Here is a 24,244-nt window from a genome sequence, read left to right as displayed (position 1 = left end):
AAATTGACTGAGGGATACCTTTGTTTGCTCAGTTTTGGGAGATTCCGCGCGCCACTCCTTAGCTTCCGCTTGTTCAGGCAGTACCGATATAAACAAGAGACAGAATTTATCGGCTCAACTTGTCGCTGTATTGGAATGGGGCAAATCCGAGTCAGCAGAGACACTGCTGGCATGTCAATTTCTTCTGTACTGATGACTACAGAGTTTACTCATCAAAGCTTCCAGCTGAAAAGCACATTACAGGGAAATTATTTACCCAACGTATAGAACGGCAGAATCTCACATTGAGAACGCGATTAAAGCGGCTAAATCGCAAAACCATTGGCTTCTCTAAATCAGAAGATATGCATGACAAAGTGATAGGCACATTCATTGAGCGTGAATTCTACAGATGCTAATTCAACAAGTTGGCGTCACGACCTTTATTACCACAACGACTTACTTAAATTTTACTGCCATCAACACCGAAACTAAAGACAAACCTAGAACGCCGAATGTAATAAATCGTGTGATGGCTTTGTTATGAGAATGTCTCACCCAGTGTGTATGACATAAATTGACTATGTGGATCAGGTTTATAATCAGCAAAGGGATCACAATATTGAAAGCCAAATTTCTCATAGAGATTACGAGCTGGTTTGAAGAAGTCTTGTGAACCGGTTTCCAAGCTAATTTTGTTATACCCCCTATCCGATGAAACGTTTAATACATGTTTAAGAAGAAGCGTTCCAACCCCCATATTTCGCGCATGATTGGAGGTTCTCATTGATTTTAGTTCAGCATGCGTTGAGTCCAACTCCTTAATCGCTGCACAGCCTAATAACCGGTCATCTTTCCAACAACTAAAGAACGTAATCTCTGGTACTTTTAGAGCGTTTACATCTAATGCGTGCACACTTTCAGGAGGAGATGTCGCATACATATCTTCCAAGTGTTCTTTCAATAATTGAACAACTTCACCGCCATTCAAATCATCTATTTTGATATCCATATCTTAAATTATTCCTTCATTCTCATAACGCCCTTGTTAACAGGCTAAAAATAGTGGCCTAAACTTGAGCGAATCGAAAATAGGCCGCTGTTTTTAATCCTGTTGAACAGCTTGTTAGGCAACATTACTACTTAGTTAATTCCGTAGCGGCACAAACATATGCCCATGCTTTATTACCTGATTCAAAGTTACCTGCTATACGTATATACTCTTCAACTTCATATTCATCGGCTTGGGCTAATTCTGATGGAGTTATATCAAAAACTGTTCCTTCAACAACATCTGCATCTTTCCCTGTAAACTTCAATATTGGATGAATATCTGTACCGCTAGTTTTTACGACTGCTTCATCTTTGATTTTCACATCAGAAAGAATGTAACCGAACAGTGTATCTTTTTCACCATTTAGCTTTCGACCAAATGTTTCTTCCTGAACATGCTCCATTTGTAACGTACCGTATGAAAATAATTTTTCCATCTTATACCTCAATATTTATGACTACTTCAAACTAGATGCCTAACGCCTGCGATAAGGTGCCCCACGCAAAACCAGCAAAGCGCACTGAACTCTATACCAAAACCGCCGAGTGTAACGGGTCACCTTGATTCCTTGTAGGCATTGAGCAATATCTGCCAATAGCCAACATCAATCCACGTGTCGAACTTACAGCCAACCTCTTCAAAATGAGCAACTTTCTTCATTCTTGCTTTTCATGAAGTGCAACACTCGCTGGATTAGGTAACGAGATACCACCGATCACCGCATGGACTGAAGACTTTCGAAGTTCTGATAATAAGGAGTCATACAGTTTTGTTCCCCACCCTTGACCAGTAGCAAGCCGGTCAAGATAGACTGTAGCTTCTACAGAATGCTTATAGGCGCTACGCCCCTTCCATTTAGTAGCGTACGCATAACCAACTATTGCGCCATTTCGATCAACTGCAACTAGCCAAGGAAGTAATTGGCTCTCTACATCTGCTATACGCTCAGACATGCCATGAGAAGAAACTTCATCTGCTTCAAATGTGATAGTCGTTTATTAACATAATAATTGTAGATACGCGCAATCGATTGCTTAACAACAGACAATTCCGTGCACACCAGAGCGATACAATCCACGTCCTTACTTATCATATGACGACTAACAGATTGAAGGGTTTCAATATCTATAGTGGAAAATTGTTTGGCTTTTATCTTTTTTATTAATTCAATCAACTCATCTTGATAAGTCTGATCAGGATATATGGGTGATAAATGATGTTTTTCAAATGTTGGGGCATATATCTGCGTGATCTGCAGTGCGGTCGATCCTAACAAACCAACGCGTAAGCATCGCTCCTTACGAATATGGGTGGCTGTCAAATCAAGAAGATTGATCACCGGTACATCAACAGCACTTGAGACATCATCATAATAGTAGTGAGCTGTATTGCATGGAATGACTAAAAAATCAGCGCCTTGTTTAACCAGACCAAGCGCCATTTCTGTCATTGTTTTTGCCGGGCTTCCCCCTCTCCCTTCTATGATAGCTTTTATCCTTAAAGGAACTTTAGGGCTATTGTCGACTAAGATACGAATGTGTTCACCATCATCAGATGCTGGTGTTTGCTGAAACACTCGATACACCAAATCAATTGTCGCCTCAGGTCCCATTCCACCAATCACTCCAGCGACGAGCTGACTACCCAATATTAAATTTCTTCTTTAGTTGTGAGCTGACATTCCGTAGCGAAAGTCGCCTCTGATCAATATTTACGCCTGCTAGCGGAAGGCTAGTTAAAATTCGGCTTCTAATTTAAAAGACGTCATTGCACGCCAAAGGTTAGAAGTTGAACGACAGCTTTCTGATTTTTGATGGCGATAAAATCGAATATGCCCTGCTACAGGTTCAATTTCTGAAGAGAATATCTGCATACAACCACTTGATAGCTCTGGTTTTATCGAGTTAATAGGTAACCAAGCGACTCCATGGCCACTTAACACCATGTTCTTCAACGAATGGGTAACGTCGTTTTCATACACTATCTCGCAATTAGAGAGCTTAGTGTTGCCTATGCTCTTTTCGATGGCTTGTCTAAACAGTGACTTGGTTGAGTAAGAGAGCAGAGGTATATTCTGTCCACTGTAGTAATCGTAGTGAGGTTCTCCATGCTCATTGACGCCAACAACAGGAGCCAGATAATCCACACCAATGTCGATAGCTTCGACTTCTTTGTTAGGGATAAATAGAGGTATGGAGTCAAACTGCATCAACAGTAGCAAGCTGTCTGGTTGAGCCAGGAAATTATTGACTGAATCATGGAAATTACTTGGCTCCACATTAATCACATTTTCATGTAATACTGACGGGATGTAATCAACCATCTCCCCTACAAGATACTCAGATAATGAGTGCTGTGTATAAATCTTAATGTTTGGCTTATCTACCGCTACCTGACTCAATGTCTCAGCCCGAGCAAACTCAATTTGCTTTTTTAGTTCATTCGCCTGTTTAAGAAAGGAAAACCCTGCATGAGTAAACGACGCTGGATAAGTGTTTCTATTAACGAGTTCCGCCCCTAACCAGTCTTCGAGTGACTTTATACGTCGACTGAACGCAGGCTGAGTGACATTCCTATTTTTTGCTGCCTTTGCAAAACTTCCAAATTGAGCAAGGCAAAGAAAGTCTTCAATCCATTTCAATTCCATATGTATTTACATCCTTAAACAGTGCAATTTGTAACAGTGCGGTGCAACATTTGCACCAATGTTGTGCACCAAAGCATTCAACTCAGCAATTAATCTATAAATGCAATAAATTAATATTCATGGCAATAACCATGCCAATAGTGGTTTTTAACCACCAATAAAAAAATGTAACCTCCCCCATAAAAAATAACATTATCATTTAACAAAATTAGATGCTTTTTTAAATAAGCGTTTACGAAAAACACTTTTAAAAGGAGCTTAATATGCACTTGTCTCGATTCCCTCGAATCAATATCGCCCACTTAGATACTCCTCTTGAATTGATGGAAAATCTAAGTAATGAGCTAGGCGGACCAAACATTTGGATCAAACGAGACGACTGCACTGGTCTTGCCGGTGGAGGAAATAAAACTCGAAAACTTGAATTTTTGATGGCTGATGCGTTGGAGCAAGGTGCGGATGTGATCATTACGCAAGGTGCGACTCAATCGAACCATGCTCGTCAAACTGCGGCTATTGCTACTGCCAAAAATCTAGAGTGCTACGTGCTCCTTGAAGATCGTACATCAAGTGATGACCCAGATTACAACTACAACGGTAATGTTATGTTGGATCAATTATTTGGAGCAAAACTATCTAAACTCCCTGGTGGTACAGATATGAACGCTGCAATGGAAGATCTTGCAGCGACACTAAGAAGCGAAGGCAAGAATCCTTACATCATTCCAGGCGGCGGCTCCAACCCTATCGGTGCTCTAGGTTATGTAAACTGTGCATTAGAACTACTCAAGCAGAGTAACGACATGAACCTGAAGATCGATCATGTGGTACATGCCACAGGGAGCGCAGGTACACAAGCGGGCTTAGTTACTGGCTTTACGTTAACCAATAGTCAAATCCCTGTTCTAGGTGTCGGTGTTCGAGTGGATCAAGAAACACAAGAACAAAATGTTTATAAACTCGCTTGCCACACTGCGGAATACTTAGGTTGTGCAGGTAAAGTGGCTCGCGAAGATGTAAAAGCAAATTGTAACTACGTGGGTGAAGGTTATGGTATTCCGGCTCCATCAACCATTGAAGCAATTAACTTATTTTCACGTTACGAAGGTATTCTTTTAGACCCCGTTTATTCAGGTAAAGGTGCTGCAGGACTTATCGATCTAATTAGAAAGGGACATTTTAAAAATGGTGAAAATATCGTCTTTGTTCATACGGGTGGTGCTCAAGCATTATTTGGTTATAGAAGCAGCTTCTCTTTAGCCACTTACTAACCTGCTAAAAACAAAGAACACAAAAGTTTATAAAGCAATTATATGGAGATTGATAATATGAAAGGAAATTTAAGTATTGCTTGCGCCATTATATTAGGCCTAACTTCACTGAACACATACAGTAAAGAAATTATTCGTTTATCAACATATATAAACGAATCTGATATCCGATATGACGGCTTTAAAAAATTTGCCGAGTTAGCCGAAGAAAAGTCTAATGGAAATCTAAAAGTGCGAATCTACCCTTCTTCAACATTACATGGTTGGAGTGAAGGTGTGGATGCGGTGCAAGGTGGCGTCGCTGATATCAGTTGGATCAGTGCTGACAATCGCCTGCCATGCTACCGAGTCAGCTCTTTGTACCCTGAAGCTGTTGATTTAATCAATCAGCTTGAGATGGATGCTCAATACAGCAATTTAATCAAACCAGAAGCCGCTAGAAATGGACTTGTACCAATATTCAACTCGAACTACTCCTATGACCAAGAGTGGTGGTTCAACAAGAAGATCGAAAACGCAGAAGAATTCACTAAGCTGCAAGGAAAGCTCGTTCGTTCAATTGGCCCGTTAGTGAGTAACATGATTGAGGAGTGGGGGGGTAAACCTGTTTTTATCTCACCAAAAGAAGTATTCCAGTCTGCCGAGCGCGGTGTTGTAGATGGCATCAATATGGGAGTCGCGACTTACAGTTCCTGGAAGCTATGGAATGTAATGCCTCATATGGTTGATGCGGGCCTTTTTTACGGCAATTTAGTTTACATGATGAACAAAGACCGCTTTGACTCTTTATCACCGTCTGATCAAACCGCTCTGTTAGATGCGGCAAAAGAGACGGAACAGTGGCTGAAACCTAAATATGAACAATGGGTAGATGCAAGAATTGACGAAGCGAAACAAGCTGGTGGTACGGTTCTCGCCCTCTCGACTCCAGAGAAGAAAGCACTAGTTTCAACGATTCAGAATAAATGGGACCCTGAACTAACTAAAGAGTGTGGTCCTGAGCTTTCACAAAAGATGAAGTCGCTGTTTACAGCTAACTCTATCTAGGAGATTCGCCATGACATGGAAATTCAGAAAATTGGTTGAAATGATGGGTAACATACTCCTATACATAGGTGGGTCTATCATCTTCATCCAAGCATTCTGGATTTCCTATGGCGTATTCATGCGATACGTTATGGGAAATCCAGATGGAATGGTAACAGAAGCAACTGCATTGATGCTTGTTCCTTTAGCTTTTGTTGGCTTATCTTATGCGTGCAGGAAAGACGCCTTTCCGAAAGTATCTATTTTCATAGATATGTTAAGCCCAAGAGTAAAGGCCCACATTGAAAGCCTCAATTGTTTGATTATTTTGGCTATCTCACTTTTTTTCATGCTTGCTGCGATAAAAGGATTCTCAAAATCTTACGTATCTGGTGCTGCATCAGAGATTCTACTTTGGCCAAGATTTTATTTCTGGTTTGTTGTTGTGATTTCACTCATCTCACTCGTGTTGAGCGCATCAATCAAACTGTACGATTCAATATTTCAACAAGACACCACATCTTACGAGATGAAGGTACAAATGGATTTAGGAGAATAATATGCTCGAATGGTACGAAGTTGGTATTGGGTTATTGAGCTTACTGATCCTGTTCATTGTAATGGGATTACCAATCCCATTTGCGCTTGCAGGCGCATCAATCCCGTTTTTACTTACCATCCAATCACTATCAACGACTTTGGTCACAGCCGAATTGAAAATGTGGGGTGTTTGGATCGATTACGTGTTGTTATCTGTTCCACTCTTTGTCTTCTTAGGTGAACTCATTGGGCGGTCCAATATTGGCCCTCATCTTTACTGGTTCATGCATAGCAAAGTGCCAGTGAAAGGCTCAGCTGCATACGGTAGCGTTGCAGCGTGTGCAGGCTTCGGCGCAGTATGTGGTTCTAGTATGGTTGGCTCACTAACCATTGGTGGTGTGGCTTTACCTGCGATGCTCAAGCTCGGATATGACAAACGCTTAGCGAGTGGTGTATTAGCAGCAGGTGGTACTTTAAGCGTTCTGCTGCCACCTAGCTTGATCTTATTGTTCTACGGAATTGTAACCGACCAATCTATCGGCCAGCTTTTTATCGCCGGAGTTGTGCCGGGTGTTGTGCTCGTAACTCTATTCTTTGCCGTTATCAAGATTTGGAGTATGTTGAATGTCAACGCGATCCCTTCGGCTGATGAAAGTGATTCTATTCCTTGGGGGCTGGCTTTATCTGCCGTGCTACCCGTTATTGTTATTGGTTTAATCATCACAATTTCTATCTATGCCGGTATTGCAACTCCAACCGAAGCCGCGGGACTCTCTTGTGTCATCACCTTATTGCTCGCTTTTGCTGTAGGTGGCATGGATCTAAAGGGACTCAATGAAAGTATCAAAGCAACAATGAAAACCATGGGTTACCTTGGTCTGTTGCTTTCCTCGGGCGTATTGTTTGGCTTTGTTATGACTTACTATCAAGTGCCTCAAGAATTTTCTGCGATGTTTACCGCTTTTGAGTTATCGCCGTATCAGACTCTAGCACTGATCATTGTGTTCTACATTGTGCTTGGTATGTTCCTTGAGCCTGTATCTATGACATTCATTACGCTACCTACTCTCTTTCCTTTAATCCAAGCTTCTGGGTTCGATCTGATTTGGTTTGGCGTTATCTACACCATCACAATGGAGGTGGCTGTTCTCACACCACCAGTTGGTCTTAATCTCTATGTCATTCAATCAATTGAGAAAAACAAACTTACTATCCTAGATGTGATCAAAGGTTGCCTGCCGTTTATCGGGGTTTTGGTTTCACTCATCATACTCATGATTGCCTTCCCTGAAATCGCAACTTGGCTCCCATACATCATGGAATAAGGACAAAGATGATGAATTCAAAAAAAACAGTATTAGTGCTAATCCACGGTTTTTTAAGCGGACCTGAATATTGGCATAAACAGCTATCCGATCTGACAGATACGTTTTGCATTATCCCTGTTTGCTTAAAAGGATTTAGCCATCGCAATAAAGAGCAAGCCCCTACTTCGATCAAAGGGTTTGCCGAAGATGTGATTCAACAGCTAGAAACTCAAAAGGTCGATAGCTTTTTCTTAATGGGCCATTCAATGGGAGGAATGATTGCACAGGAGGTCGCGCATACCATCCCGCACCGCATTAATGGACTCGTTCTATATGGAACAGGGCCTCATGGTAGCTTACCTGGCCGATTTGAACCTATCGAACAGAGCTTAAAAAATGCTTCACCCGATGGCTTCCGTGCAAGTGTTGAGAAAGCAGTTAAGAGTTGGTTTTTCGATGAGAGCGCCAGCCAACATGATATTGAGGATTCATTACTACTTGCAGAGAAAGCCCCTTTTAGCAGTTACAAGCATGGTCTGATTGCTATGAGTAACTGGGATGGTGAGAGCTACTTGTCTGGATTTAAGATGCCGACGCTGGTTTTATGGGGAGATACGGATCGAAGCTACCAGTGGGAATCTCAACCCTATACACTCTGGCAGTCTATTGAGAATAGTTCATTGAGCGTTGTGGGTAATAGTGCCCATAATGTTCACTTAGAAAACCCTGAGCTATTCAATCTCATATTAGCTACCTTCCTAGCTCGTTTCACTCCTGTGACAATCGCGAAATCATTAGTCCCAGGAACTAAGCTTGACTCTAGTATCGACTAAGGTTGAAAAGCTACTCCTCTAGGAAGAATGCTTTACCATGATGGTGGCATTATAAATTTTTCTTCATTAGAGAGTGCGCCAATGTATTAAAAGGATTTTTTACTACCATGAAGAAGCTCTCTTTCAAAGTAAAAATTTATACAGTTTTCGTTACTATTATTTTAATTACTATAGTGACATCATACTTCAGTGTTAACCATTACATTAGTAACTACATCTATAACAACGATACAAAAAACATCAACAGCCAGATCAATATGATAAAAGATAAGCTGGTTGAGGATATCAAAAATAAAATTATACTGGCTGAAAATCTGAACTTTAGCATAACTGCAATTAAAAGCACTCAGGAGAAAACTGGCTTCTACAATATCATTAAAATTATAAGCAACTTGGCTTTTACACCGAATGGAGAGCTTGCCGAGGGTGAGACTCAACCTTATATCAATCAGCTTGCGTCGGCTAAAGGTCAAGTCATTGTGAGCGATGTGTTTTTTGACGGAGATAAGCCACTTATTTCTATTACGATTCCTCGAAACGATGCTTCAGGTGATATCTTTTTTATTGATTTGAGCAGCACCCAGGAATTACTGGCTACATCAGCTGTCGAAGGTACCTATTTAGAGCTGGCTGATCCTCATAATAACCTCCTGTTCTCAAATAAAAAAGATGGTGTTCTTATTGCCTTGCCAAATGAGTTTGACATTCGCGGCCAGCAATGGCGCCTGACCGGATATATCGATAAAAACTATATTCAGAAAAATACAGATCAGCTAAATAATGCCATCACAATTGCCCTTCTGGCTGCCGCTTTAGTTATTGTTCCCCTTAGTATTATCTTCATTAACTTTGCCTTTAAGCCGATTATTTCTTTACGCGATCTTGTAACAGATCTGTCACAAGATGATGGTGATCTGACCCGTCGCTTAGATGTCAATACTCAAGATGACCTTGGTAAAATCGCAACAGGTATTAACCTGTTTATTGAAAAGCTGCAAAGCATGATGATGGATGTCGCACAATCGAGCCAACAGATCAGAAAAGAAATCACTCAAGTAAGTGAGCAAAGTGATTCTAGCCAAGCTTTGCTCGCAGCTCATTCCAAAGAAACAGAACAAGTGGTCACCGCGATCACCGAAATGAGCTCTGCAGCAGACTCTGTTGCACAAAGTGCAACCAGCGCGGCTAAGTTAACGCAAAAAACGAATAGTGAAGCGGAAGAATCTAAAACTGTTGTGCTCGAAGCAGTACACAGCGTAACGGCTTTGGTGGATGAAGTAACAAAGATGTCCGAGTCGGTTATGGCAATGAATAGAGATACCGAGCAAATTAGCTCTGTACTGGCCGTTATAGGAGAGATTGCCGAACAGACCAACCTACTTGCATTGAATGCGGCGATTGAAGCTGCCCGAGCAGGTGAACAAGGCCGGGGTTTTGCTGTCGTCGCCGATGAAGTGCGGACATTAGCAGCCCGAACCCAACAGAGTACATCTGATATTAATGAAATGTTGGCGAAACTTCGCAAAGGTACCATTTCAGTTGTCAACGCAATGGAAACAACAAAGAACAGCTGTCAGCAGACATCACAAAATACCTCCCGAGTTATGGGAGCACTCGATGGTATGAGTGATTCAGTTGTTGAAATAAATGATCTAACAGCACAGATTGCAGCATCTGCCGAGCAGCAAAGTTCGGTGACCGAAGAGATTAACCGTAATATGACAGCAATTCAGGAGATGATTAATAACATCCACCAAAATGGCCTAGAAACAGTCAACAGTACCCATCAGTTAAGTGATACAAACACCCAACTTCATAATGTGGTTGGTCGTTTTAAAATTAGCTAACTGTATATATAAAGCCTGGGCATGTAATTGCGAATTGTGACTACATCGGTGAAGGCTATGGGATTCCGACACTGAACGGTATTAAAGCTATTGAAATGTTCGCGCGACTGGAATCGATTTTGCTTGACCTTGTGTATTCAGCTAAAGGCGCTGCTGGTTGATTGATTTAGTGCGTAAAGGGCATTTTTCCAAAGACGATAATATCGTATTTTTGCACACTGGTGGTGCTCAAGCACTATTTGGGTACAGAAACGCTTTTGATTATCCAAAGTACTTCTAATCGAATTAGGTCATTTCAGCTTTTAAATACAAACATTATTTTGCCGGGAAAGTTCCGTTCTAAGTGAGCTTATCCCAGCATATTCAAATTGTATAAGAGTAAGGTGTTAACATGGACATAACAGAGAGTAAGGCATCAACATTGAGTTTTTGGTCTGGACTGCATATATGGCAGAAAGTAATGATCGGCATGGTACTGGGTTGTATTACTGGTGTAGTTTTCGGAGAAAGTGCAACGATTTTACTTCCTATTGGTAAAGCATTTATCTCCGCTGTAAAAATGCTGGTTGTGCCGTTAATCTTCGTTTCATTGGTATGCGGTGTTACTGCTATAAAAGACGTTACCCGGATGGGACGTATTGGGGTTAAAACATTCTGCTTATATATTCTGACAACCTCTCTGGCGATACCTATCGGTTTAGCTTTGGCCATATGGCTGGGACCTGGAGTCGGTATTGATTTAGGCTCTGAAGCGACAGTTTCAGTTAAAGAGGCCCCAAATATCTTGGATACGCTTTTAGGTATAATCCCAACCAACCCATTTGCAGCAATGTCTTCAGGTAACGTTTTACAGATTATTCTTTTTGCGATCTTTTTAGGCATCTCCATTAACCTGGTAGGTAAGAAAGCTGAGCCTGCAAAACTTGTATTCGATGCGTTTGCTGAAATTAAGTATAAGCAAAAATACTAACTAACATGCCTGACACAAACTTTTGAGTCACGTCAGATAAAACGATTGTCGGTGTTAGGTATATTTCTTTGCTTCGTCTACGTAGTAAATACCTTGTCTATATATTCTTACTAAGATAATGAAATCTATTATGTATAAAAAAGCGGTTATGGCTATTGCAGTATTAGTCTGCTTTACGCCTTGGATAAACTCTCCTTCAGCCTTGGTGATTGGCTTTCTCTTCTCCACCCTTGGTTTAGTACCAGAAGAGTTATCAGTAGAAAAAATCACCAAAAAGTTACTGGCTTATTCGATTGTTGGCTTAGGCTTTGGCATTCATTTTCAAGAAGCGCTGGCTGTAACCAGTGACGGGTTAGGCCTGATTGTGGTTTCAATCGGCAGCACCCTTGTTTTGGGAACCATTATCGCAAGGTTAATGAAGCTGGAAACCAAGATAAGCTATCTGATTTCGGCCGGTACCTCCATTTGCGGAGGCAGCGCTATTGCTGCGGTATCTCCGGCGATAAAAGCGAGTGACCAAGAAATAGGTTTAGCTTTAGCGACAGTATTCGTACTTAACTCTTTCGCGCTATTTATTTTCCCTGTTGTCGGACATGCACTGGACCTTGATCAGGTGACCTTTGGTACCTGGGCAGCAATAGCTATCCATGACACATCTTCTGTTGTCGGAGCGGCATCTGCTTATGGGGAAAAAGCATTAACAATTGCAACGACATTAAAGCTATCCAGAGCCTTGTGGATAGTGCCGGTGACCTTTGTCAGTGCTTTAATATTCCGCAATGATCAGCGTAAACTGACCATTCCGTATTTCATTTTATTCTACTGTATTGCAATATTAGTCAGTGACTATTTCCCTCAGTTTGAAACCGTCTACTATGGCATTTTCTCCATTGCCAAGCAGGCACTGGTGGTTTGTCTGTTTTTGATTGGCTGCTCTATCTCTTTAGATAAACTGAAGTCATCCGGTCTGAAACCGATGTTGCTGGGGGTAATCCTATGGATGACTATATCTGTCGCCTCATTGCTGTGGTTAACGCTCTAGACAGAAATAGAAACAACGCTCAAGGAGGGGGGCTGTTGCAAATAATCTGATGAGGCAGATCTAGCCAGTAATTGACTTAAAATTACGAGTAAATCACTTCAACATTGAATAAACGATTCATAAAGGCGGATCTCTCCCGTACAAGGGTTTTACGTTCATCATGACAAAGCCAGAAATCAAACTGGCCTTTGTTCAACATCCGTAATGATTCGAATCCCTGGATCGTTGACCAGGCGCGTTTTCGTATTTTGAAACCGCCGGTGGCTACAACGAACTTCTTGATGGGAGTTTCTTCTTCAACTCACGGATCTCGATTTGCTCTGCCGTCATCGGAGAAGCTTTAGGTGAAATTCCTTGCCGCTCTTCTTTGAGCTGGCGAACCCACTTATCCATGGTGGATTTACCGACATTCATTGCCTTGGCCGCTTCAAGTTTAAACTCGGGGCTAAATGTTCTTCTACTACGTTTTGTCATTGTGTCACCTGTTAACTTCTGAGGCGATGATATATAACAGGTGACACAATGACTAAAAGCACAAGACGTACTTTAACTGTGCAAGTAAATATTGCTATATATAAGAACACTCAACCAATGGTGCTGTCGCAAACTCGATCTATCGGTGAAGATCAACATCTTTAACTTTAAAAACAATGATTTAAATATCCCAATAAACTAGAAAATTCATTTGCGACAGAACCCGGTTGCGTGTTTTCAGGTTTTCACATAGCGTACCTTCACTACCTACTACAAGCCCAACTGCTCTCTAACGGCGTCTTCAAATGTTTCTTGTGGTAGTGTATGGGCCAGTTCATCAAAGTAGACGGAATCATCCCCTGCCGGTGTGCGTGCCAGTGCATTAGTTGCTCGTAGCACATTCAATACGGATTGTGATACTGAATCAGGCGTCGGGCCGTTACTTATTTTATCGACCACTATCGGCAACAAGATGCTGGCTTGTGGTGCGTATGGGGAGCTCTCGCTCACAGTTTTTGGGTTCGTGCTGAGTCCGTGTTCTACAAAGCCGGTTTTAAATAGCCCTGGCGCAACTGTATGGACATTGATGTTAAATGGTCGAAGCTCATAACGTAGAGAGTCGGTGATCCCTTCGACAGCGTATTTACTTGCATTGTAATGAGTAAGGAGTGGAAGCCCCATTTTACCTAGAAATGAGCTAATATTGATAATCGTACCAGCCCCAGACCCGGAATCTTGCTGACGCATGACAGGAATCACCGCACGGCAACTACGCAGAACACCGAAGACGTTTACGTCGAATTGCTTCATGAATTCATCATCAGTACCGTCTTCTACACTGGCAACTAAACCGTAACCTGCATTGTTAACCAGCACATCTATTTGGCCGGCTTCGAGTACGATAGTATTAATGGCGAGCTGAATGCTATCAGTGTCTGTTACATCAAAGTGGATTGGAATAATAGGTAATTTTTTCTCTCTCGCGATATCCTTCATAAAGCTGGCGGCTTCATCTCGTCGTACTCCAGCGTAAACTGTGTAACCATGCTGAGCAAGTAATAGGGTGGTCGCCAACCCCATGCCGGAATTAGATCCTGTAACTAATACTATCTTTTTCATTGTTCATCCTTTTCATTCTGACTTTATTGGGATCTGCCACAAAGTACAATCTTGAGTAATGTCCATTTAAAATTCTGTTTTAACATCATTTTAAATTTACTAAGAAAATTTATTTGCTACAGAATCAATATATGTACCTAATTACATCAAAGTACTTTATTCGGACCAAAGCATTCGTAGTGAATTCGCTCTTTAGTTATACCCATCTCGGTCAACTGTTCAGCGACATGTTGCATAAAGCCTATAGGGCCACAAAAATAAAAATGCATTGTCGGTACAATCAGTTGAGTCCGTAGTTTAGTTAAATCAATCAAACCATCATAATCAAAATCTTCAGCCTGGCGATCAGTGGACAGTGGTTGGCGATACCAAATACTTGTACTAATATGTTCATTTTGATTTTCTAGCGTATTTACATGAGCTTTAAACGCATGTTGGTCACCATTTTCTGTCGCATGTAACCAGTGAACTGAAGCTTTATGCTCTGTTAATGTATCCAGCATCGAGAGAATAGGTGTTAACCCTACCCCTGCAGAAATAAGAGTAACTGGTGTTGTTGGTTCAACTTGCAAGAAGAAATCTCCTGCAGGGGGTGTCAGTTGTACTCTATCCCCTACCTCTAAAGTGCGGTGAAGATAGTTAGATACTTGACCTTTCTCTTCTCGTTTAACTGAAATACGGTAAAATTCGTCATTAGGTGTTGATGATAAGCTGTATTGTCGGATTTCTTGATTTTTAAATTCTTCAGAGTTTAAGTGGATGCCTAAATATTGGCCGGGTTTAAAGGTTGAAATTGCGCTTCCATCTGCAGGTTTAAATGTAAAGCTAGTGATAACACTGCTTTCTTTATTTTTTTCTACAACTTCGAATTCACGAGTACCACGCCAGCCGCCATTTTTAGCCTCATTCTCTTGATAAATGGCTTCTTCTCGGTTGATAAATATATCAGCGAGTACATTGTATGCCGCTCCCCATGCCTCTAAAACTTCATACCCAGGAGAGAGAAACTCATCAATTGTTGCCAATAAATGATCACCAACAATTTGGTAATGCTCAGCAGTTATTATAAGACTTGTATGTTTATGTGCAATTTTTTCAACCGCAGGTAATAGCTCTACGAGGTTGTCAATATTATTTGCATAAGCACAAATTGCATTGAACAAGGCTTCACGTTGATCACCATTACGCTGGTTACTCATGTTAAAAATATTTTTTAATTCAGGATTATGAATGAACATACGTTCATAAAAATGTGCAGTAAGCGCAGGGCCGATTTTTTCAATTAATGGTGCTGTTGCTTTTACAGTATCAATTATCTGTGGATTGAGCATTTCCTACCCCCTAAGATGCATTTCATGTACATGTTTATTTTATTTTTAAATGATCTGTATCAATAAATCAAGAGATAATTATTTTTTATGTTGAGGTTGCAAATTGCGACCTTTATCGCTATTTACTGCAGTTTCACCAAGTATCGTTGCAATACTAAACTTACATGATCTTTTGGAGTCTAATGTAATGAACCATCCCACTCCATAACGTACCACGAGGCTATGATGATGGTGAAAATCAAATCAGCCATTTATTGATGAGTGGGAGATAGCGTGATAATCATCGCCTTACTTGCTATTGATATTGCGAAGAATGTTTTTCAATTACATGGCGTTGATTGCAAAGGAAACGCTGTTTTAAAAAGCGACTCTCAAGAGATATACTGGCTGAATATATCGCTAACGCTCCGCCATGCACGATCGTCATGGAGTCTTGTAGAGGACCCAATTATTGAACCAGGTTTTCCAACCTGGTCTGGCTATACCCCCTGTCTCAGGATAGTTGTCGCCTAATCTAAATCCGTAGATTAGACAGGGGGTTGTAGCTACGACGATATAGTCCTTGCTTTGAGTTGTTTTAGCTCCATCAGCAAGTGGGTAACGGAAATGCCACATTTGACCTTTGCTATCTTTATTTTCAACTTCAAAGTCAGAGATAGCAGTGTGCAGTTTAGGATCCCAGTTCACCAAACGCTTACCTCGGTAAATCAAATTGTCTTCATACAGGTGTACAAACACTCCCTGACAGCATTAGATACCCCTTCGACCAGGGTGAGATCACGAACGTTTTGTGACCAAATTCTGTGAGTTTGACCGGCAGATCGAATTATGATCTTATACTCCCTTTTTCGGGAGTTCTAAGGTGAGTATCGAGGGTTTTTCTCAGTATTTTGGTGATCTGCAAGACCCACGTCAGTCTGCGAAAATCAGTTATCCCTTATTCGACGTTCTGTTTCTTACTGTTTGTGCGACGATTACCGGAGCTGAGGGCTGGGAAGACATTGAAGATTTCGGTGAAGCACATTTTCAGTGGTTTCAGCAAAAAGGTCTTTTTACATCCGGACTCCCTGTTCACGACACCATTGTTCGCGTTATCTCGCACCTAGATCCAGGTCAGTTTCAGCAGTGTTTTATCAACTGGATGCAAGCCGTCACTGAGCGTTCAGACGGTAAGTTGATCGCTATCGATGGTAAGGTGTTGCGCGGCACATATAACCGCGAAAGCAGGCAATCCACTATTCATCATATGGTTAGTGCTTTCGCCACGGCCAACGGCGTAGTTATGGGCCAGCTAAAAACCAATGCGAAGTCGAACGAGATCACGGCAATACCGGAACTGCTTAACTTGCTGGACATCAAAGGCTGCCTGATTTTGATTGACGCGATAGCCTGCCAGACCAACATCGCTTCAACCATCATTGATATAGGTGGTGATTATTTGCTTGCTGTGAAAGGTAACCAGGTAACACTGGCTAAAGCTGTACGTCAGGCGCTGTCTGCGAAGACTGCGGCTCAGAGCGCCTCTGAAGATGTCACAGTGGAACAAAGCCACGGACGAATCGAAGCCCGAGAATACCATGTACTACCTTTGGTGAGTTGGTACACCAGTTTCCTGACTGGAAAGGGCTAAAGAGCATCGGTGTTACCATTGGTTATCACATTGATAAATCAGGTAAAGAGTTACTCGAATACCGCTACTACATCAGCTCTGCTGAGTTGGAGAAAGAGCGTTTTGCCACCGCTGTGCGTGGCCACTGGGGAATTGAAAACACCCGGTACTGGGTACTTGATGCATCAATGAACGAGGATGCTTGCCAGATTTATTGTGGAGCTGCCGCTGAGATCATGGCCTGTTTTCGGCACATTGCACTGAACATGCTGCGAGAAGAAACCTCGAAAAATGCTAGCATCCGACGCAAACAGAGCATTGCAGTGATGAATACCACTTATCTGGACAGGGTGTTACTGGCTGGTTTTAAGGCGGTGAGTAAAAATGAGCATTCATGCTCTCACCCTGCCCCTTCAACGTTCAATTGATGGAAGACAGAATAAATAACTACTCACGTTAGTAGACCCATCAGAACCATCCCTCACTCCTAGTTCTGAAGTATAAATATACATTTGTGATATAAGGCGAGCTTCGTTGCGCAATACGCAAAAATGAAAGAAACCGCGCACAAGTAGTGGGCGGTTTGCAATGACAAAAAGTAAGGCAATTTGCTAATGGGATCGTACGCCGATTTGTCACGCAAACTCGGAATGGGGCAAACGTGCTAGCGATGATCACAGGTGTGTTACATCACCCGTCAACACACCTCTGGACATTTCCAATTTAGCAGAAGCAGACAGTTTCCAGCCTTCGGATAACTTCTCGTATCTCAAAAAGCAAAATGCCATCGTTTCGAGGGTGACATTTTTGATAGGAACTGGATATTTCTTGCATGGAGATTTTGAGAAACTAGTTTGCTTTATGCAACCATAGCGAGAGTCTATGTTCTTTCTAGTCACTATACGCTGCCCTATTTCATGAGCGTAAATAATCAGTTATATCCTTTAGATGAAATTTAGTAATATTGATGATGAGAAATTATCACTTGAACTTATTGCATATTATGATTGAATAAATTCATAGATGTTTAGCGGTATGGAAATCTAAATGGCAATTCTTGCAATTTTGGATGGTGGTATGGGGCGCGAACTAAAACGTATCGGTGCTCCTTTTTCTCAACCACTTTGGAGCGCCCAAGCGCTGATAGAATCTCCGCAACATGTGAAGCAAGCTCACCAGGGCTTTGTAGAGGCTGGCGCACAGATTATCACAGTCAATAGCTATGCCTGTGTGCCTTTCCATCTAGGAGATGAACTATATGCTGAGCAAGGGGCAGAGCTTGCAGAAAGAGCGGCTAAGATTGCTCGTGATGTTGTCACGGAGTCTCAACAAAAGATATTGGTGGCAGGCTCTATCCCTCCAGCCTTTGGCTCATATCGCCCTGACTTGTTTGAAGTAGAAAGAGCTTATGAGATCAGCTCGACTTTGTTAAATGCCCAAGACAAGCACGTTGATATCTGGCTTGCCGAGACAGTGGCTAGTCTCGCGGAAGCCAAGGTGATCTCAAAGGTTTTTGCGAACACAAATAAACCTTCTTATATCTCTTTTACCTTGATGGATGAGGTTGACCAGCAATCACGTCTTCGCTCAGGGGAGCTGGTTACCAATGCCATTGATGCACTATTGAAAACCAGTGTGGCGGGTATCTTCTTTAATTGTTCGACTCCAGAGGTGGTTGAGCAAGCAATTAAGGATGTGAACCAAGTTCTTGAGTGCACTAGCAAGGTACTGACTATCGGTGTATTCGCGAACAATTTCACGCCGATTAAGTCTGGTCACCAAGCTAATGACACCATCCAGGAACTTCGAAATTTTTCACCACAAGAGTACCTTGAGTTTGCCAAGCTATGGCATCAACTAGGTGCCAGCATCATTGGTGGATGCTGTGGTATTGAACCAAGCCATATTGAGGCATTAGCAACATGGAGAGACAGCTTTGAAGAATCTTAACTTTGGGCAAACAACCCCGGCGATCGTATTGGTACAGAGATGAGTCAGTGCAGAACTGGCTGACTCGATGATGGACATTTTCAATCATCGGGGGTTTCTTAATATCACTATGTTTTATGCACAAGAACTAATGGCTTATGCATTGATCTTTCTACCTTATCGAGCCTTTACCCAATCTTGCGAGTCTAAGTTTGAACATAGTGCTTCAAGAATGCCGCTGTATGAGAGTTTGATTTTTCCACAAGTGCATTAGGCGTACCTTCAAATGAGATTTCTCCACCTTTTTCTCCACCATCTGGACCAACATCGATAATCCAATCTGCTTGTGTCATGACGTCTAGATTGTGTTCAATGACAATAACGGTATTGCCTTTTGCTGCTAAGTTATCAAGGATGTCTATGATCTTCGCCGCATCAGAAATATGGTAAGCGCCCCATAAACCCCGCATTCAAGTAGAATGATGAGCCTTTTAAGATCTTAATTCCGAAATAAGGAGAAAAGATCATGGCTAATAGACGAAGCGGCCAGGAATGGCTGGCAATATTCCAGCAGTACGAAAACAGCTCTCTGACCCAAAGGGAGTTTTGTCGACAGAATAAAATTAGCACCTCCACCTTCTTCGCTAAACGACGTCTGCTGCAACTCTCCAGTGAAAGCCATCAGAGCGGATTTATCCGAGCTGAAGTGATTGAACAAAGCACCCACTACCAAATTGCTAAACCTGTAGCGGCGAATATGACGCTCAGTTTTAACGATATTGAGCTGAGCATTCCGCAAGGTACACCTGCGGTTTATCTGGCAGAGCTTATTGGCGCTCTCCAGTCATGAAAGGGTTAATCAGTCCTCCCACCATTTACCTGTACCGTGAGTTCGTTGACTTCCGCAAATCCATCAATGGCCTGGCGGCGCTGGTCGAGCCCGAAACCGATTTGTCTTTAGACTCAGGGGCGCTGTTCTTGTTTACCAACAAACAGCGCGACAAAATGAAGGTGCTCTACTGGGATAAAACAGGCTTCGCCCTATGGTACAAGCGGCTGGAAAAAGACAAGTCCAAGTGGCCATCCAGGGAGAAACATCAGGTCTTTACCCTGAGCTGTGAAGAGTTCGAACGTCTGCTGTCTGGCTTCACGATTATCGGCCATAAACCCATAGAAATACATAGCTTTACAATGAGTTAGCTACCATAAAAGTCATATATGTCGGGCAGTTAGGAGCCATTTTCAGTATAATGGATGCCATGAAAAAGACGCCCGATATTAACCCTGACAGCCAAGATGTTGCCGCGCTTCAAGCGATGGTCAAAGCCCTGATGGCTGAAAAGGCATCCCTTCTTGAGCAGTTTAAACTGGCTATCGACCGCCAGTTCTCCAAACGTGCAGAAGCACTCAAGCCGTATGACGAAGCACAGGGTGACCTGTTCAATGAGGTGGAATGCGAGGCGGTTGCCTCAGAGCAGGAAGAGGTAGTCACTACCATAACGACCAAAAAGGCGCGGGGTAAACGCAAGCCACTTCCAAAAGATCTGCCACGTGAGCGTATCGTTCTCGACTTGGCTGATGAAGAAAAAGTCTGCTCATGTTGCCAGCATCCGCTGCATAAAATCGGTGAAGATAGCTGTGAAAAGCTTGAATTCACGCCTGCGGTACTGAAGGTGCTGGAATATGTGCGCCCTAAGTACAGTTGTCGTCAGTGTGAGAAGGAAGCGGATAAAGTCAGCATCAGCCAAAAACCTGCCCCCGCCAGCCTAATTCCAAAGAGCTTCGCCACTGAAAGCCTGTTGGCCAATGAAATAGCTCAGTCACGGCTATCTTCTCCAATCACCCACCCACTGATTATGACGTAATTTCTATCTCTATTATGAATCGCCTGAGGCACGCAATAGAAAAGTCGCATTCGGGTTACGGATCAAGTAATCATCCAGATCCAGATCTTCCTGATGCCCATCTGCAGGAGACGGAAAACCGCATTTTACCGACTCTAAAAAAACGGGTAAGACCGTCATATATCACCCACCAACAATACTGTATGTGTATACAGTTTAATCGAGAGTAGATAGAATAGTCACTATTAGGGTGTGTATTTTATGTATGGATGCACAGTATTTAGGCAAGTGTCAGAAAATGATGAAGTTTTTCACCCAAAGTGGCGTAAAAAACAGCAAACAAACCACCGTGTTTAGTTTTATGCATCAATTATTTACCATCTTGATAGACTTGCCGCCTAAGAATGATATCTGATGAATGTGAAAGCTTATAAGGAGACATTGAATGCATAAGATTTTTGCGTTGGTTGCGCTGTTATTTCTTTCGGGTTGTTCGACAACACAAACCACCCATACCGAAAGTCAGTGTGTCGGGGCAATGACCACACAAGAGGCCTACGGTCACCTGGATCCTAATCGCTTTACCATTCAGGTACTGGCACTCAGTGAAGAGCGTGATATCCGGGACTATATCCGGGAGATCAAAGGGCAGGATCCAATTTGGGTAAATTGGAAACACAGCCTTGGCAATCGCTGGTATGCCGTAATTTACGGTGACTTTGCCAGCAAGGAAGAAGCCAAGCGAGTTATTGACAATCTACCGCCCCGTATTCGCCAGCAAGGCCCTTTTGTCCGCAGCTTTGCTGAAGTACAGAACGACAAGCAAACTGATGTATTTCGTATGCGCTAAGTGCCAGGTGTTAAGTGCTAAGAAAACTCAGACAGCAAAAAGCCGGAATCACTTCCGGCTTTTTGTTGGAACTTATTTGTATTGAAATCGTTCCGAGAATTGCGTTATGTCAGCAACGCAGAATGTTCCTGATCTGCAGGCTCATCGCCAGTCTTTCCGACCAAGCGCTCAAATTGGGCCAGGTGCCGGAACAATAACCCCACCAACATGATCCCAGTAGCTGCCAACCCGATCCCTAAGCCAGCCCAAACACCTTCAAGTCCCATCAACTTCATTAATAACCAGGCCGCAGGTAAACCAATAAACCAGTATCCAATCATCGTTGAAATCGTTGGGGCAACCACCACTTTCATTCCCCGTAGAATACTGATGGCAGCCAGCTGCCAGGCATCAACCACAAAACACAAAGCAACCATAATCATCACACCGGGTAATGCCGATACCAGCTCTGTTGTCAGCTCATCACCTTCAATCCTGAACACCTCCGTCAAAAACTCCGGCCATACACTAACAAATACCCCAATCACTGCGCTTGTCGCTGTTACCATAAACAACCCAAGCATGGCATAACGGCGTACCAATGCCGGCTCCTTGCTGCCAACATGCTGGCTAACCAAGATAGAAGCTGCCTGAGAGAAACCAAAAGCAATATTCCATGATAGATTCAAACACTGCATTGCAATCTGATGAATAGCTAGCGAGACTGCACCTAACGTGCCAGCCAGCAAGACAGCACCAGAGAACAAGGCATGCTCCAGCAAGGTCGCTATCATGATCGGCACGCCAATCCCCAGCAACGGCACCATAGTACCCAGCCGGTATTCATGCAGTTTGTGCAGCGGGTTATACTGACGATATTTCGAATGGCTAAACACCCAGTAGCCATAACCCACCATAATAATAAACGCAGCCAACGAAGTACCATACCCCAAACCAGCTAGTCCCATCTCCCAATGGAAAGCAAACAAATAACTTAGCGGTACGTTTAACACAACGGTTGCCAGTGACATGATCATGACCGAACGGGTATCACCAAAAGCACTGACCAGGCTGCGCAAGACCAGCAAAATCAAAGTAGGCAACATCGACCATTTCAAGGCATCAAGATAATCCATTGCCAGAACAACCGCCTGAGGGTCCTGTTTAGCCACCACCAGAAGATCGTGCATCATGAAGAAAACAGGCTGAAGGGCAACAGTCAGGATCAGGGCCAGCAAAACACCGCCTTTGAGTGAAGAGCGCACTTCAGCATCTCCTGCTTCTGGCTGGCTTAATCGCTTGCCATACGCAATAGCAATCAAGTTCGCCACACAGCCCACAGTGCTACCGGCAATAATAAACACAATCGAATACACAGTAGCGCCCAAGCCACCGCCGGCAATTGCCATAATGCTTAGCTGAGCCATCATCCAGACATCGGTAAATAACAGTAATTGTGCAACCAGCTGTGAAATGATGAGCGGAACAGCCAGGCTGACCAGTTTTTTCATAAATTCCCCTTTTCTATTAGTAGTAATTTATGAATATTACTGTTGAGTTTCAAACGACTTTTATGGCACTTTAGCATTCATAAAACTTATGCAAAGATTTGGCGACCTATGAAGAAAAGACATACACTGCTTCCCCCATCTTTAAATGGATTGAGGGTATTTGAAGCCGCAGCTAGGCATCTAAGCTTTACCCTTGCAGCTTCAGAGTTGAATGTGACTCAAAGTGCCGTCAGCCGCCAGATACGTCAGTTAGAAGAACACTTTGGTTTTTCACTATTTATTCGCCGCCATCGCGCACTTTCTCTTACTGATGAGGGTAAGGAAATTGCACTACTGCTTACCCGGCAGTACAGCGAGTTAAACGGCACAATCCGACAGCTTAAAGTAAAGGAAAGCAAGACCCTGCGTGTCAAGGTGGCAATGAGTTTTGCCGTGCGCTGGTTAATTCCGCGTTTACATTCCTTTAAGGAACACCATCCAACGCTAGATATTGTGCTGTCATCAACCATGGGCCATACCAGCGAAGAGTTGAGGTTAGATGATGATGACTATGATGTCGCCATTTATAACTTGCAGAAGGAATGGAAGAGCCCATATCAGAAAAACTTTCTCAGGAAGGAATATTTAGCACCAGTCTATTCAGAATTACTAACCAAGACCGATCAACCCATAGACATAGATACGTTGCTGACCTATCAACGCCTTCACCCAACAGCGGATCGCACAGACTGGCGAGAATGGCTAAAGCGAAACCACAAGTCCCACTTAATGAATAACTCAGGTATAACGTTCGATACGTTAGATATGGCCCTGACATCCTGCTTTGCCGGACAAGGCGTGACGATTACCGACCTAATGCTGGTGGTACATGAGCTCAAACAGGGCTACCTGCAGCTGCCCCTATCGGCAACCATCATTGATAGCCCATGGCAATATTATTACCATTGCCAGATTCAAAGTGACGCTGTCACTCACTTTGTTTCCTGGCTGACAAATCAACAGGCCATTGAGCAAGCGCAATTGTTTGACATGGCTAAAAACCATGGCTGGCAGATCATAGAAAATGAATGAGCACAAATCAC

Annotated in this window: 23 protein-coding genes and 7 pseudogenes; 17 read left to right on the top strand and 13 right to left on the bottom strand. The window is 42.8% G+C overall.

What is annotated here, in order from left to right; genetic code table 11:
* Positions 1-173: 173 nt before the first annotated feature.
* Positions 174-398, top strand: a pseudogene (locus AC51G0_RS29000) (IS1 family transposase); the annotation flags it as partial.
* A 122-nt stretch (positions 399-520) separates the two neighbouring features.
* On the opposite strand, the gene AC51G0_RS28995 reads toward AC51G0_RS29000, so the two are convergent.
* The 5 genes from AC51G0_RS28995 to AC51G0_RS28975 all read right to left on the bottom strand — a co-directional run bounded on the left by AC51G0_RS28995 (position 521) and on the right by AC51G0_RS28975 (position 3,680).
* Positions 521-991: a GNAT family N-acetyltransferase gene (locus AC51G0_RS28995; RefSeq protein WP_496302992.1), complete on the bottom strand. Its 471-nt coding sequence runs from the start codon at positions 989-991 to the stop codon at positions 521-523.
* Between the two features lie 127 nt (positions 992-1,118).
* On the bottom strand, positions 1,119-1,469 hold the full coding sequence (locus AC51G0_RS28990; protein ID WP_496302991.1) for a gamma-glutamylcyclotransferase family protein: 351 nt from the start codon (positions 1,467-1,469) through the stop codon (positions 1,119-1,121).
* Positions 1,470-1,689: 220 nt separating this feature from the next.
* The gene (locus AC51G0_RS28985; protein WP_496302990.1) at positions 1,690-1,986 is read right to left on the bottom strand and encodes a GNAT family N-acetyltransferase; all 297 of its coding nucleotides are present in this window, start codon (positions 1,984-1,986) and stop codon (positions 1,690-1,692) included.
* The gene (gene cuyB, locus AC51G0_RS28980; protein WP_496302989.1) at positions 1,971-2,681 is read right to left on the bottom strand and encodes a cysteate racemase; all 711 of its coding nucleotides are present in this window, start codon (positions 2,679-2,681) and stop codon (positions 1,971-1,973) included. Before cuyB ends, AC51G0_RS28985 begins: the two co-directional genes overlap by 16 nt.
* 87 nt (positions 2,682-2,768) lie before the next feature.
* On the bottom strand, positions 2,769-3,680 hold the full coding sequence (locus AC51G0_RS28975; RefSeq protein ID WP_496302988.1) for a LysR family transcriptional regulator: 912 nt from the start codon (positions 3,678-3,680) through the stop codon (positions 2,769-2,771).
* A 263-nt stretch (positions 3,681-3,943) separates the two neighbouring features.
* Between AC51G0_RS28975 and cuyA the strand changes: the two genes are divergently transcribed.
* The 9 genes and pseudogenes from cuyA (at position 3,944) to AC51G0_RS28930 (ending at position 12,516) form a co-directional block, all read left to right on the top strand.
* Positions 3,944-4,951: a D-cysteate sulfo-lyase gene (gene cuyA, locus AC51G0_RS28970; RefSeq protein ID WP_496302987.1), complete on the top strand. Its 1,008-nt coding sequence runs from the start codon at positions 3,944-3,946 to the stop codon at positions 4,949-4,951.
* Between the two features lie 57 nt (positions 4,952-5,008).
* Positions 5,009-5,998, top strand: coding sequence for a TRAP transporter substrate-binding protein (locus AC51G0_RS28965; protein WP_496302986.1), 990 nt, complete (start codon positions 5,009-5,011; stop codon positions 5,996-5,998).
* 10 nt (positions 5,999-6,008) lie between these two features.
* Positions 6,009-6,536 (top strand): TRAP transporter small permease, encoded by a 528-nt coding sequence (locus AC51G0_RS28960; protein WP_496302985.1) that lies wholly within the window; start codon positions 6,009-6,011, stop codon positions 6,534-6,536.
* Between the two features lies 1 nt (position 6,537).
* Positions 6,538-7,842: a TRAP transporter large permease gene (locus AC51G0_RS28955; RefSeq protein ID WP_496302984.1), complete on the top strand. Its 1,305-nt coding sequence runs from the start codon at positions 6,538-6,540 to the stop codon at positions 7,840-7,842.
* Between the two features lie 8 nt (positions 7,843-7,850).
* Complete coding sequence (locus tag AC51G0_RS28950) at positions 7,851-8,657, top strand: alpha/beta fold hydrolase (protein WP_496302983.1); 807 nt, start codon at positions 7,851-7,853, stop codon at positions 8,655-8,657.
* A 107-nt stretch (positions 8,658-8,764) separates the two neighbouring features.
* The gene (locus tag AC51G0_RS28945) at positions 8,765-10,504 is read left to right on the top strand and encodes a methyl-accepting chemotaxis protein (RefSeq protein ID WP_496302982.1); all 1,740 of its coding nucleotides are present in this window, start codon (positions 8,765-8,767) and stop codon (positions 10,502-10,504) included.
* Positions 10,505-10,524: 20 nt separating this feature from the next.
* Positions 10,525-10,784 (top strand): annotated as a pseudogene (locus AC51G0_RS28940) (D-cysteine desulfhydrase); the annotation flags it as partial.
* Between the two features lie 111 nt (positions 10,785-10,895).
* A complete protein-coding gene (locus tag AC51G0_RS28935; protein ID WP_496302981.1) occupies positions 10,896-11,474 on the top strand; it encodes a dicarboxylate/amino acid:cation symporter in 579 nt (192 codons plus the stop codon).
* A gap of 127 nt (positions 11,475-11,601) precedes the next feature.
* Positions 11,602-12,516 carry a YeiH family protein gene (locus tag AC51G0_RS28930; RefSeq protein ID WP_496304243.1) on the top strand — a complete coding sequence of 305 codons (915 nt, stop codon included), beginning with the start codon at positions 11,602-11,604 and terminating at the stop codon, positions 12,514-12,516.
* A gap of 82 nt (positions 12,517-12,598) precedes the next feature.
* On the opposite strand, the pseudogene AC51G0_RS28925 reads toward AC51G0_RS28930, so the two are convergent.
* From AC51G0_RS28925 to AC51G0_RS28905, 5 genes and pseudogenes are all read right to left on the bottom strand, one after another.
* Positions 12,599-12,811, bottom strand: a pseudogene (locus tag AC51G0_RS28925) (DDE-type integrase/transposase/recombinase); the annotation flags it as partial.
* Positions 12,802-12,990: pseudogene (locus AC51G0_RS28920) on the bottom strand (transposase); the annotation flags it as partial. The pseudogenes AC51G0_RS28920 and AC51G0_RS28925, both read right to left, overlap by 10 nt.
* 270 nt (positions 12,991-13,260) lie before the next feature.
* Entirely contained in the window at positions 13,261-14,109 is an 849-nt protein-coding gene (locus AC51G0_RS28915) for an SDR family oxidoreductase (protein ID WP_496302980.1), read from the bottom strand.
* A gap of 146 nt (positions 14,110-14,255) precedes the next feature.
* Positions 14,256-15,440, bottom strand: coding sequence for an NO-inducible flavohemoprotein (hmpA, locus tag AC51G0_RS28910; RefSeq protein WP_496302979.1), 1,185 nt, complete (start codon positions 15,438-15,440; stop codon positions 14,256-14,258).
* 537 nt (positions 15,441-15,977) lie between these two features.
* Positions 15,978-16,184: pseudogene (locus AC51G0_RS28905) on the bottom strand (class I tRNA ligase family protein); the annotation flags it as partial.
* A 118-nt stretch (positions 16,185-16,302) separates the two neighbouring features.
* Here AC51G0_RS28905 and AC51G0_RS28900 point away from each other — a divergent pair.
* Both AC51G0_RS28900 and AC51G0_RS28895 read left to right on the top strand, forming a co-directional pair.
* Positions 16,303-17,477: pseudogene (locus tag AC51G0_RS28900) on the top strand (ISAs1 family transposase).
* A 619-nt stretch (positions 17,478-18,096) separates the two neighbouring features.
* Positions 18,097-18,999 (top strand): homocysteine S-methyltransferase family protein, encoded by a 903-nt coding sequence (locus AC51G0_RS28895; protein ID WP_496302978.1) that lies wholly within the window; start codon positions 18,097-18,099, stop codon positions 18,997-18,999.
* A 185-nt stretch (positions 19,000-19,184) separates the two neighbouring features.
* Here AC51G0_RS28895 and AC51G0_RS28890 read toward each other — a convergent pair whose 3' ends face one another.
* Positions 19,185-19,448 (bottom strand): hypothetical protein, encoded by a 264-nt coding sequence (locus AC51G0_RS28890; RefSeq protein WP_496302977.1) that lies wholly within the window; start codon positions 19,446-19,448, stop codon positions 19,185-19,187.
* A gap of 56 nt (positions 19,449-19,504) precedes the next feature.
* On the opposite strand from AC51G0_RS28890, the gene tnpA reads away from it, so the two are divergent.
* From tnpA to AC51G0_RS28875, 3 genes and pseudogenes are all read left to right on the top strand, one after another.
* Complete coding sequence (gene tnpA / locus AC51G0_RS28885; protein ID WP_496302976.1) at positions 19,505-19,828, top strand: IS66 family insertion sequence element accessory protein TnpA; 324 nt, start codon at positions 19,505-19,507, stop codon at positions 19,826-19,828.
* A complete protein-coding gene (tnpB, locus tag AC51G0_RS28880) occupies positions 19,825-20,178 on the top strand; it encodes an IS66 family insertion sequence element accessory protein TnpB (RefSeq protein ID WP_496302975.1) in 354 nt (117 codons plus the stop codon). The genes tnpA and tnpB overlap by 4 nt, the downstream gene beginning before the upstream one ends.
* A gap of 59 nt (positions 20,179-20,237) precedes the next feature.
* Positions 20,238-20,792 (top strand): annotated as a pseudogene (locus AC51G0_RS28875) (transposase); the annotation flags it as partial.
* Between the two features lie 63 nt (positions 20,793-20,855).
* Here the strand turns inward: AC51G0_RS28875 and AC51G0_RS28870 are convergent.
* Positions 20,856-21,002, bottom strand: a complete 147-nt coding sequence (locus AC51G0_RS28870; RefSeq protein ID WP_496302974.1) for a LexA family protein — start codon at positions 21,000-21,002, stop codon at positions 20,856-20,858.
* A gap of 265 nt (positions 21,003-21,267) precedes the next feature.
* Here AC51G0_RS28870 and AC51G0_RS28865 point away from each other — a divergent pair, with 265 nt between their 5' ends.
* Positions 21,268-21,672: an SPOR domain-containing protein gene (locus tag AC51G0_RS28865; RefSeq protein ID WP_496302973.1), complete on the top strand. Its 405-nt coding sequence runs from the start codon at positions 21,268-21,270 to the stop codon at positions 21,670-21,672.
* Positions 21,673-21,776: 104 nt separating this feature from the next.
* Here the strand turns inward: AC51G0_RS28865 and AC51G0_RS28860 are convergent, their stop codons facing one another.
* The gene (locus tag AC51G0_RS28860; protein WP_496302972.1) at positions 21,777-23,162 is read right to left on the bottom strand and encodes an MATE family efflux transporter; all 1,386 of its coding nucleotides are present in this window, start codon (positions 23,160-23,162) and stop codon (positions 21,777-21,779) included.
* A gap of 108 nt (positions 23,163-23,270) precedes the next feature.
* Between AC51G0_RS28860 and AC51G0_RS28855 the strand changes: the two genes are divergently transcribed.
* A complete protein-coding gene (locus tag AC51G0_RS28855; RefSeq protein ID WP_496302971.1) occupies positions 23,271-24,233 on the top strand; it encodes a LysR substrate-binding domain-containing protein in 963 nt (320 codons plus the stop codon).
* Positions 24,234-24,244: the final 11 nt, after the last annotated feature.

The sequence above is a fragment of the Photobacterium sp. HL06 genome, from assembly GCF_059552575.1.
This window is presented reverse-complemented; position numbering and strand designations above follow the sequence as displayed.

Bases quoted from the DNA above. Each gene is read 5' to 3' on its own strand.
- AC51G0_RS28995 (WP_496302992.1), bottom strand. From the start codon at position 991: ATGGATATCAAAATAGATGATTTGAATGGCGGTGAAGTTGTTCAATTA.
- AC51G0_RS28990 (WP_496302991.1), bottom strand. From the start codon at position 1,469: ATGGAAAAATTATTTTCATACGGTACGTTACAAATGGAGCATGTTCAG.
- AC51G0_RS28985 (WP_496302990.1), bottom strand. From the start codon at position 1,986: ATGTCTGAGCGTATAGCAGATGTAGAGAGCCAATTACTTCCTTGGCTA.
- AC51G0_RS28975 (WP_496302988.1), bottom strand. From the start codon at position 3,680: ATGGAATTGAAATGGATTGAAGACTTTCTTTGCCTTGCTCAATTTGGA.
- cuyA (WP_496302987.1), top strand. From the start codon at position 3,944: ATGCACTTGTCTCGATTCCCTCGAATCAATATCGCCCACTTAGATACT.
- AC51G0_RS28965 (WP_496302986.1), top strand. From the start codon at position 5,009: ATGAAAGGAAATTTAAGTATTGCTTGCGCCATTATATTAGGCCTAACT.
- AC51G0_RS28960 (WP_496302985.1), top strand. From the start codon at position 6,009: ATGACATGGAAATTCAGAAAATTGGTTGAAATGATGGGTAACATACTC.
- AC51G0_RS28955 (WP_496302984.1), top strand. From the start codon at position 6,538: ATGCTCGAATGGTACGAAGTTGGTATTGGGTTATTGAGCTTACTGATC.
- AC51G0_RS28950 (WP_496302983.1), top strand. From the start codon at position 7,851: ATGATGAATTCAAAAAAAACAGTATTAGTGCTAATCCACGGTTTTTTA.
- AC51G0_RS28945 (WP_496302982.1), top strand. From the start codon at position 8,765: ATGAAGAAGCTCTCTTTCAAAGTAAAAATTTATACAGTTTTCGTTACT.
- AC51G0_RS28935 (WP_496302981.1), top strand. From the start codon at position 10,896: ATGGACATAACAGAGAGTAAGGCATCAACATTGAGTTTTTGGTCTGGA.
- AC51G0_RS28915 (WP_496302980.1), bottom strand. From the start codon at position 14,109: ATGAAAAAGATAGTATTAGTTACAGGATCTAATTCCGGCATGGGGTTG.
- hmpA (WP_496302979.1), bottom strand. From the start codon at position 15,440: ATGCTCAATCCACAGATAATTGATACTGTAAAAGCAACAGCACCATTA.
- AC51G0_RS28895 (WP_496302978.1), top strand. From the start codon at position 18,097: ATGGCAATTCTTGCAATTTTGGATGGTGGTATGGGGCGCGAACTAAAA.
- AC51G0_RS28890 (WP_496302977.1), bottom strand. From the start codon at position 19,448: ATGCGGGGTTTATGGGGCGCTTACCATATTTCTGATGCGGCGAAGATC.
- tnpA (WP_496302976.1), top strand. From the start codon at position 19,505: ATGGCTAATAGACGAAGCGGCCAGGAATGGCTGGCAATATTCCAGCAG.
- tnpB (WP_496302975.1), top strand. From the start codon at position 19,825: ATGAAAGGGTTAATCAGTCCTCCCACCATTTACCTGTACCGTGAGTTC.
- AC51G0_RS28870 (WP_496302974.1), bottom strand. From the start codon at position 21,002: ATGACGGTCTTACCCGTTTTTTTAGAGTCGGTAAAATGCGGTTTTCCG.
- AC51G0_RS28865 (WP_496302973.1), top strand. From the start codon at position 21,268: ATGCATAAGATTTTTGCGTTGGTTGCGCTGTTATTTCTTTCGGGTTGT.
- AC51G0_RS28860 (WP_496302972.1), bottom strand. From the start codon at position 23,162: ATGAAAAAACTGGTCAGCCTGGCTGTTCCGCTCATCATTTCACAGCTG.
- AC51G0_RS28855 (WP_496302971.1), top strand. From the start codon at position 23,271: ATGAAGAAAAGACATACACTGCTTCCCCCATCTTTAAATGGATTGAGG.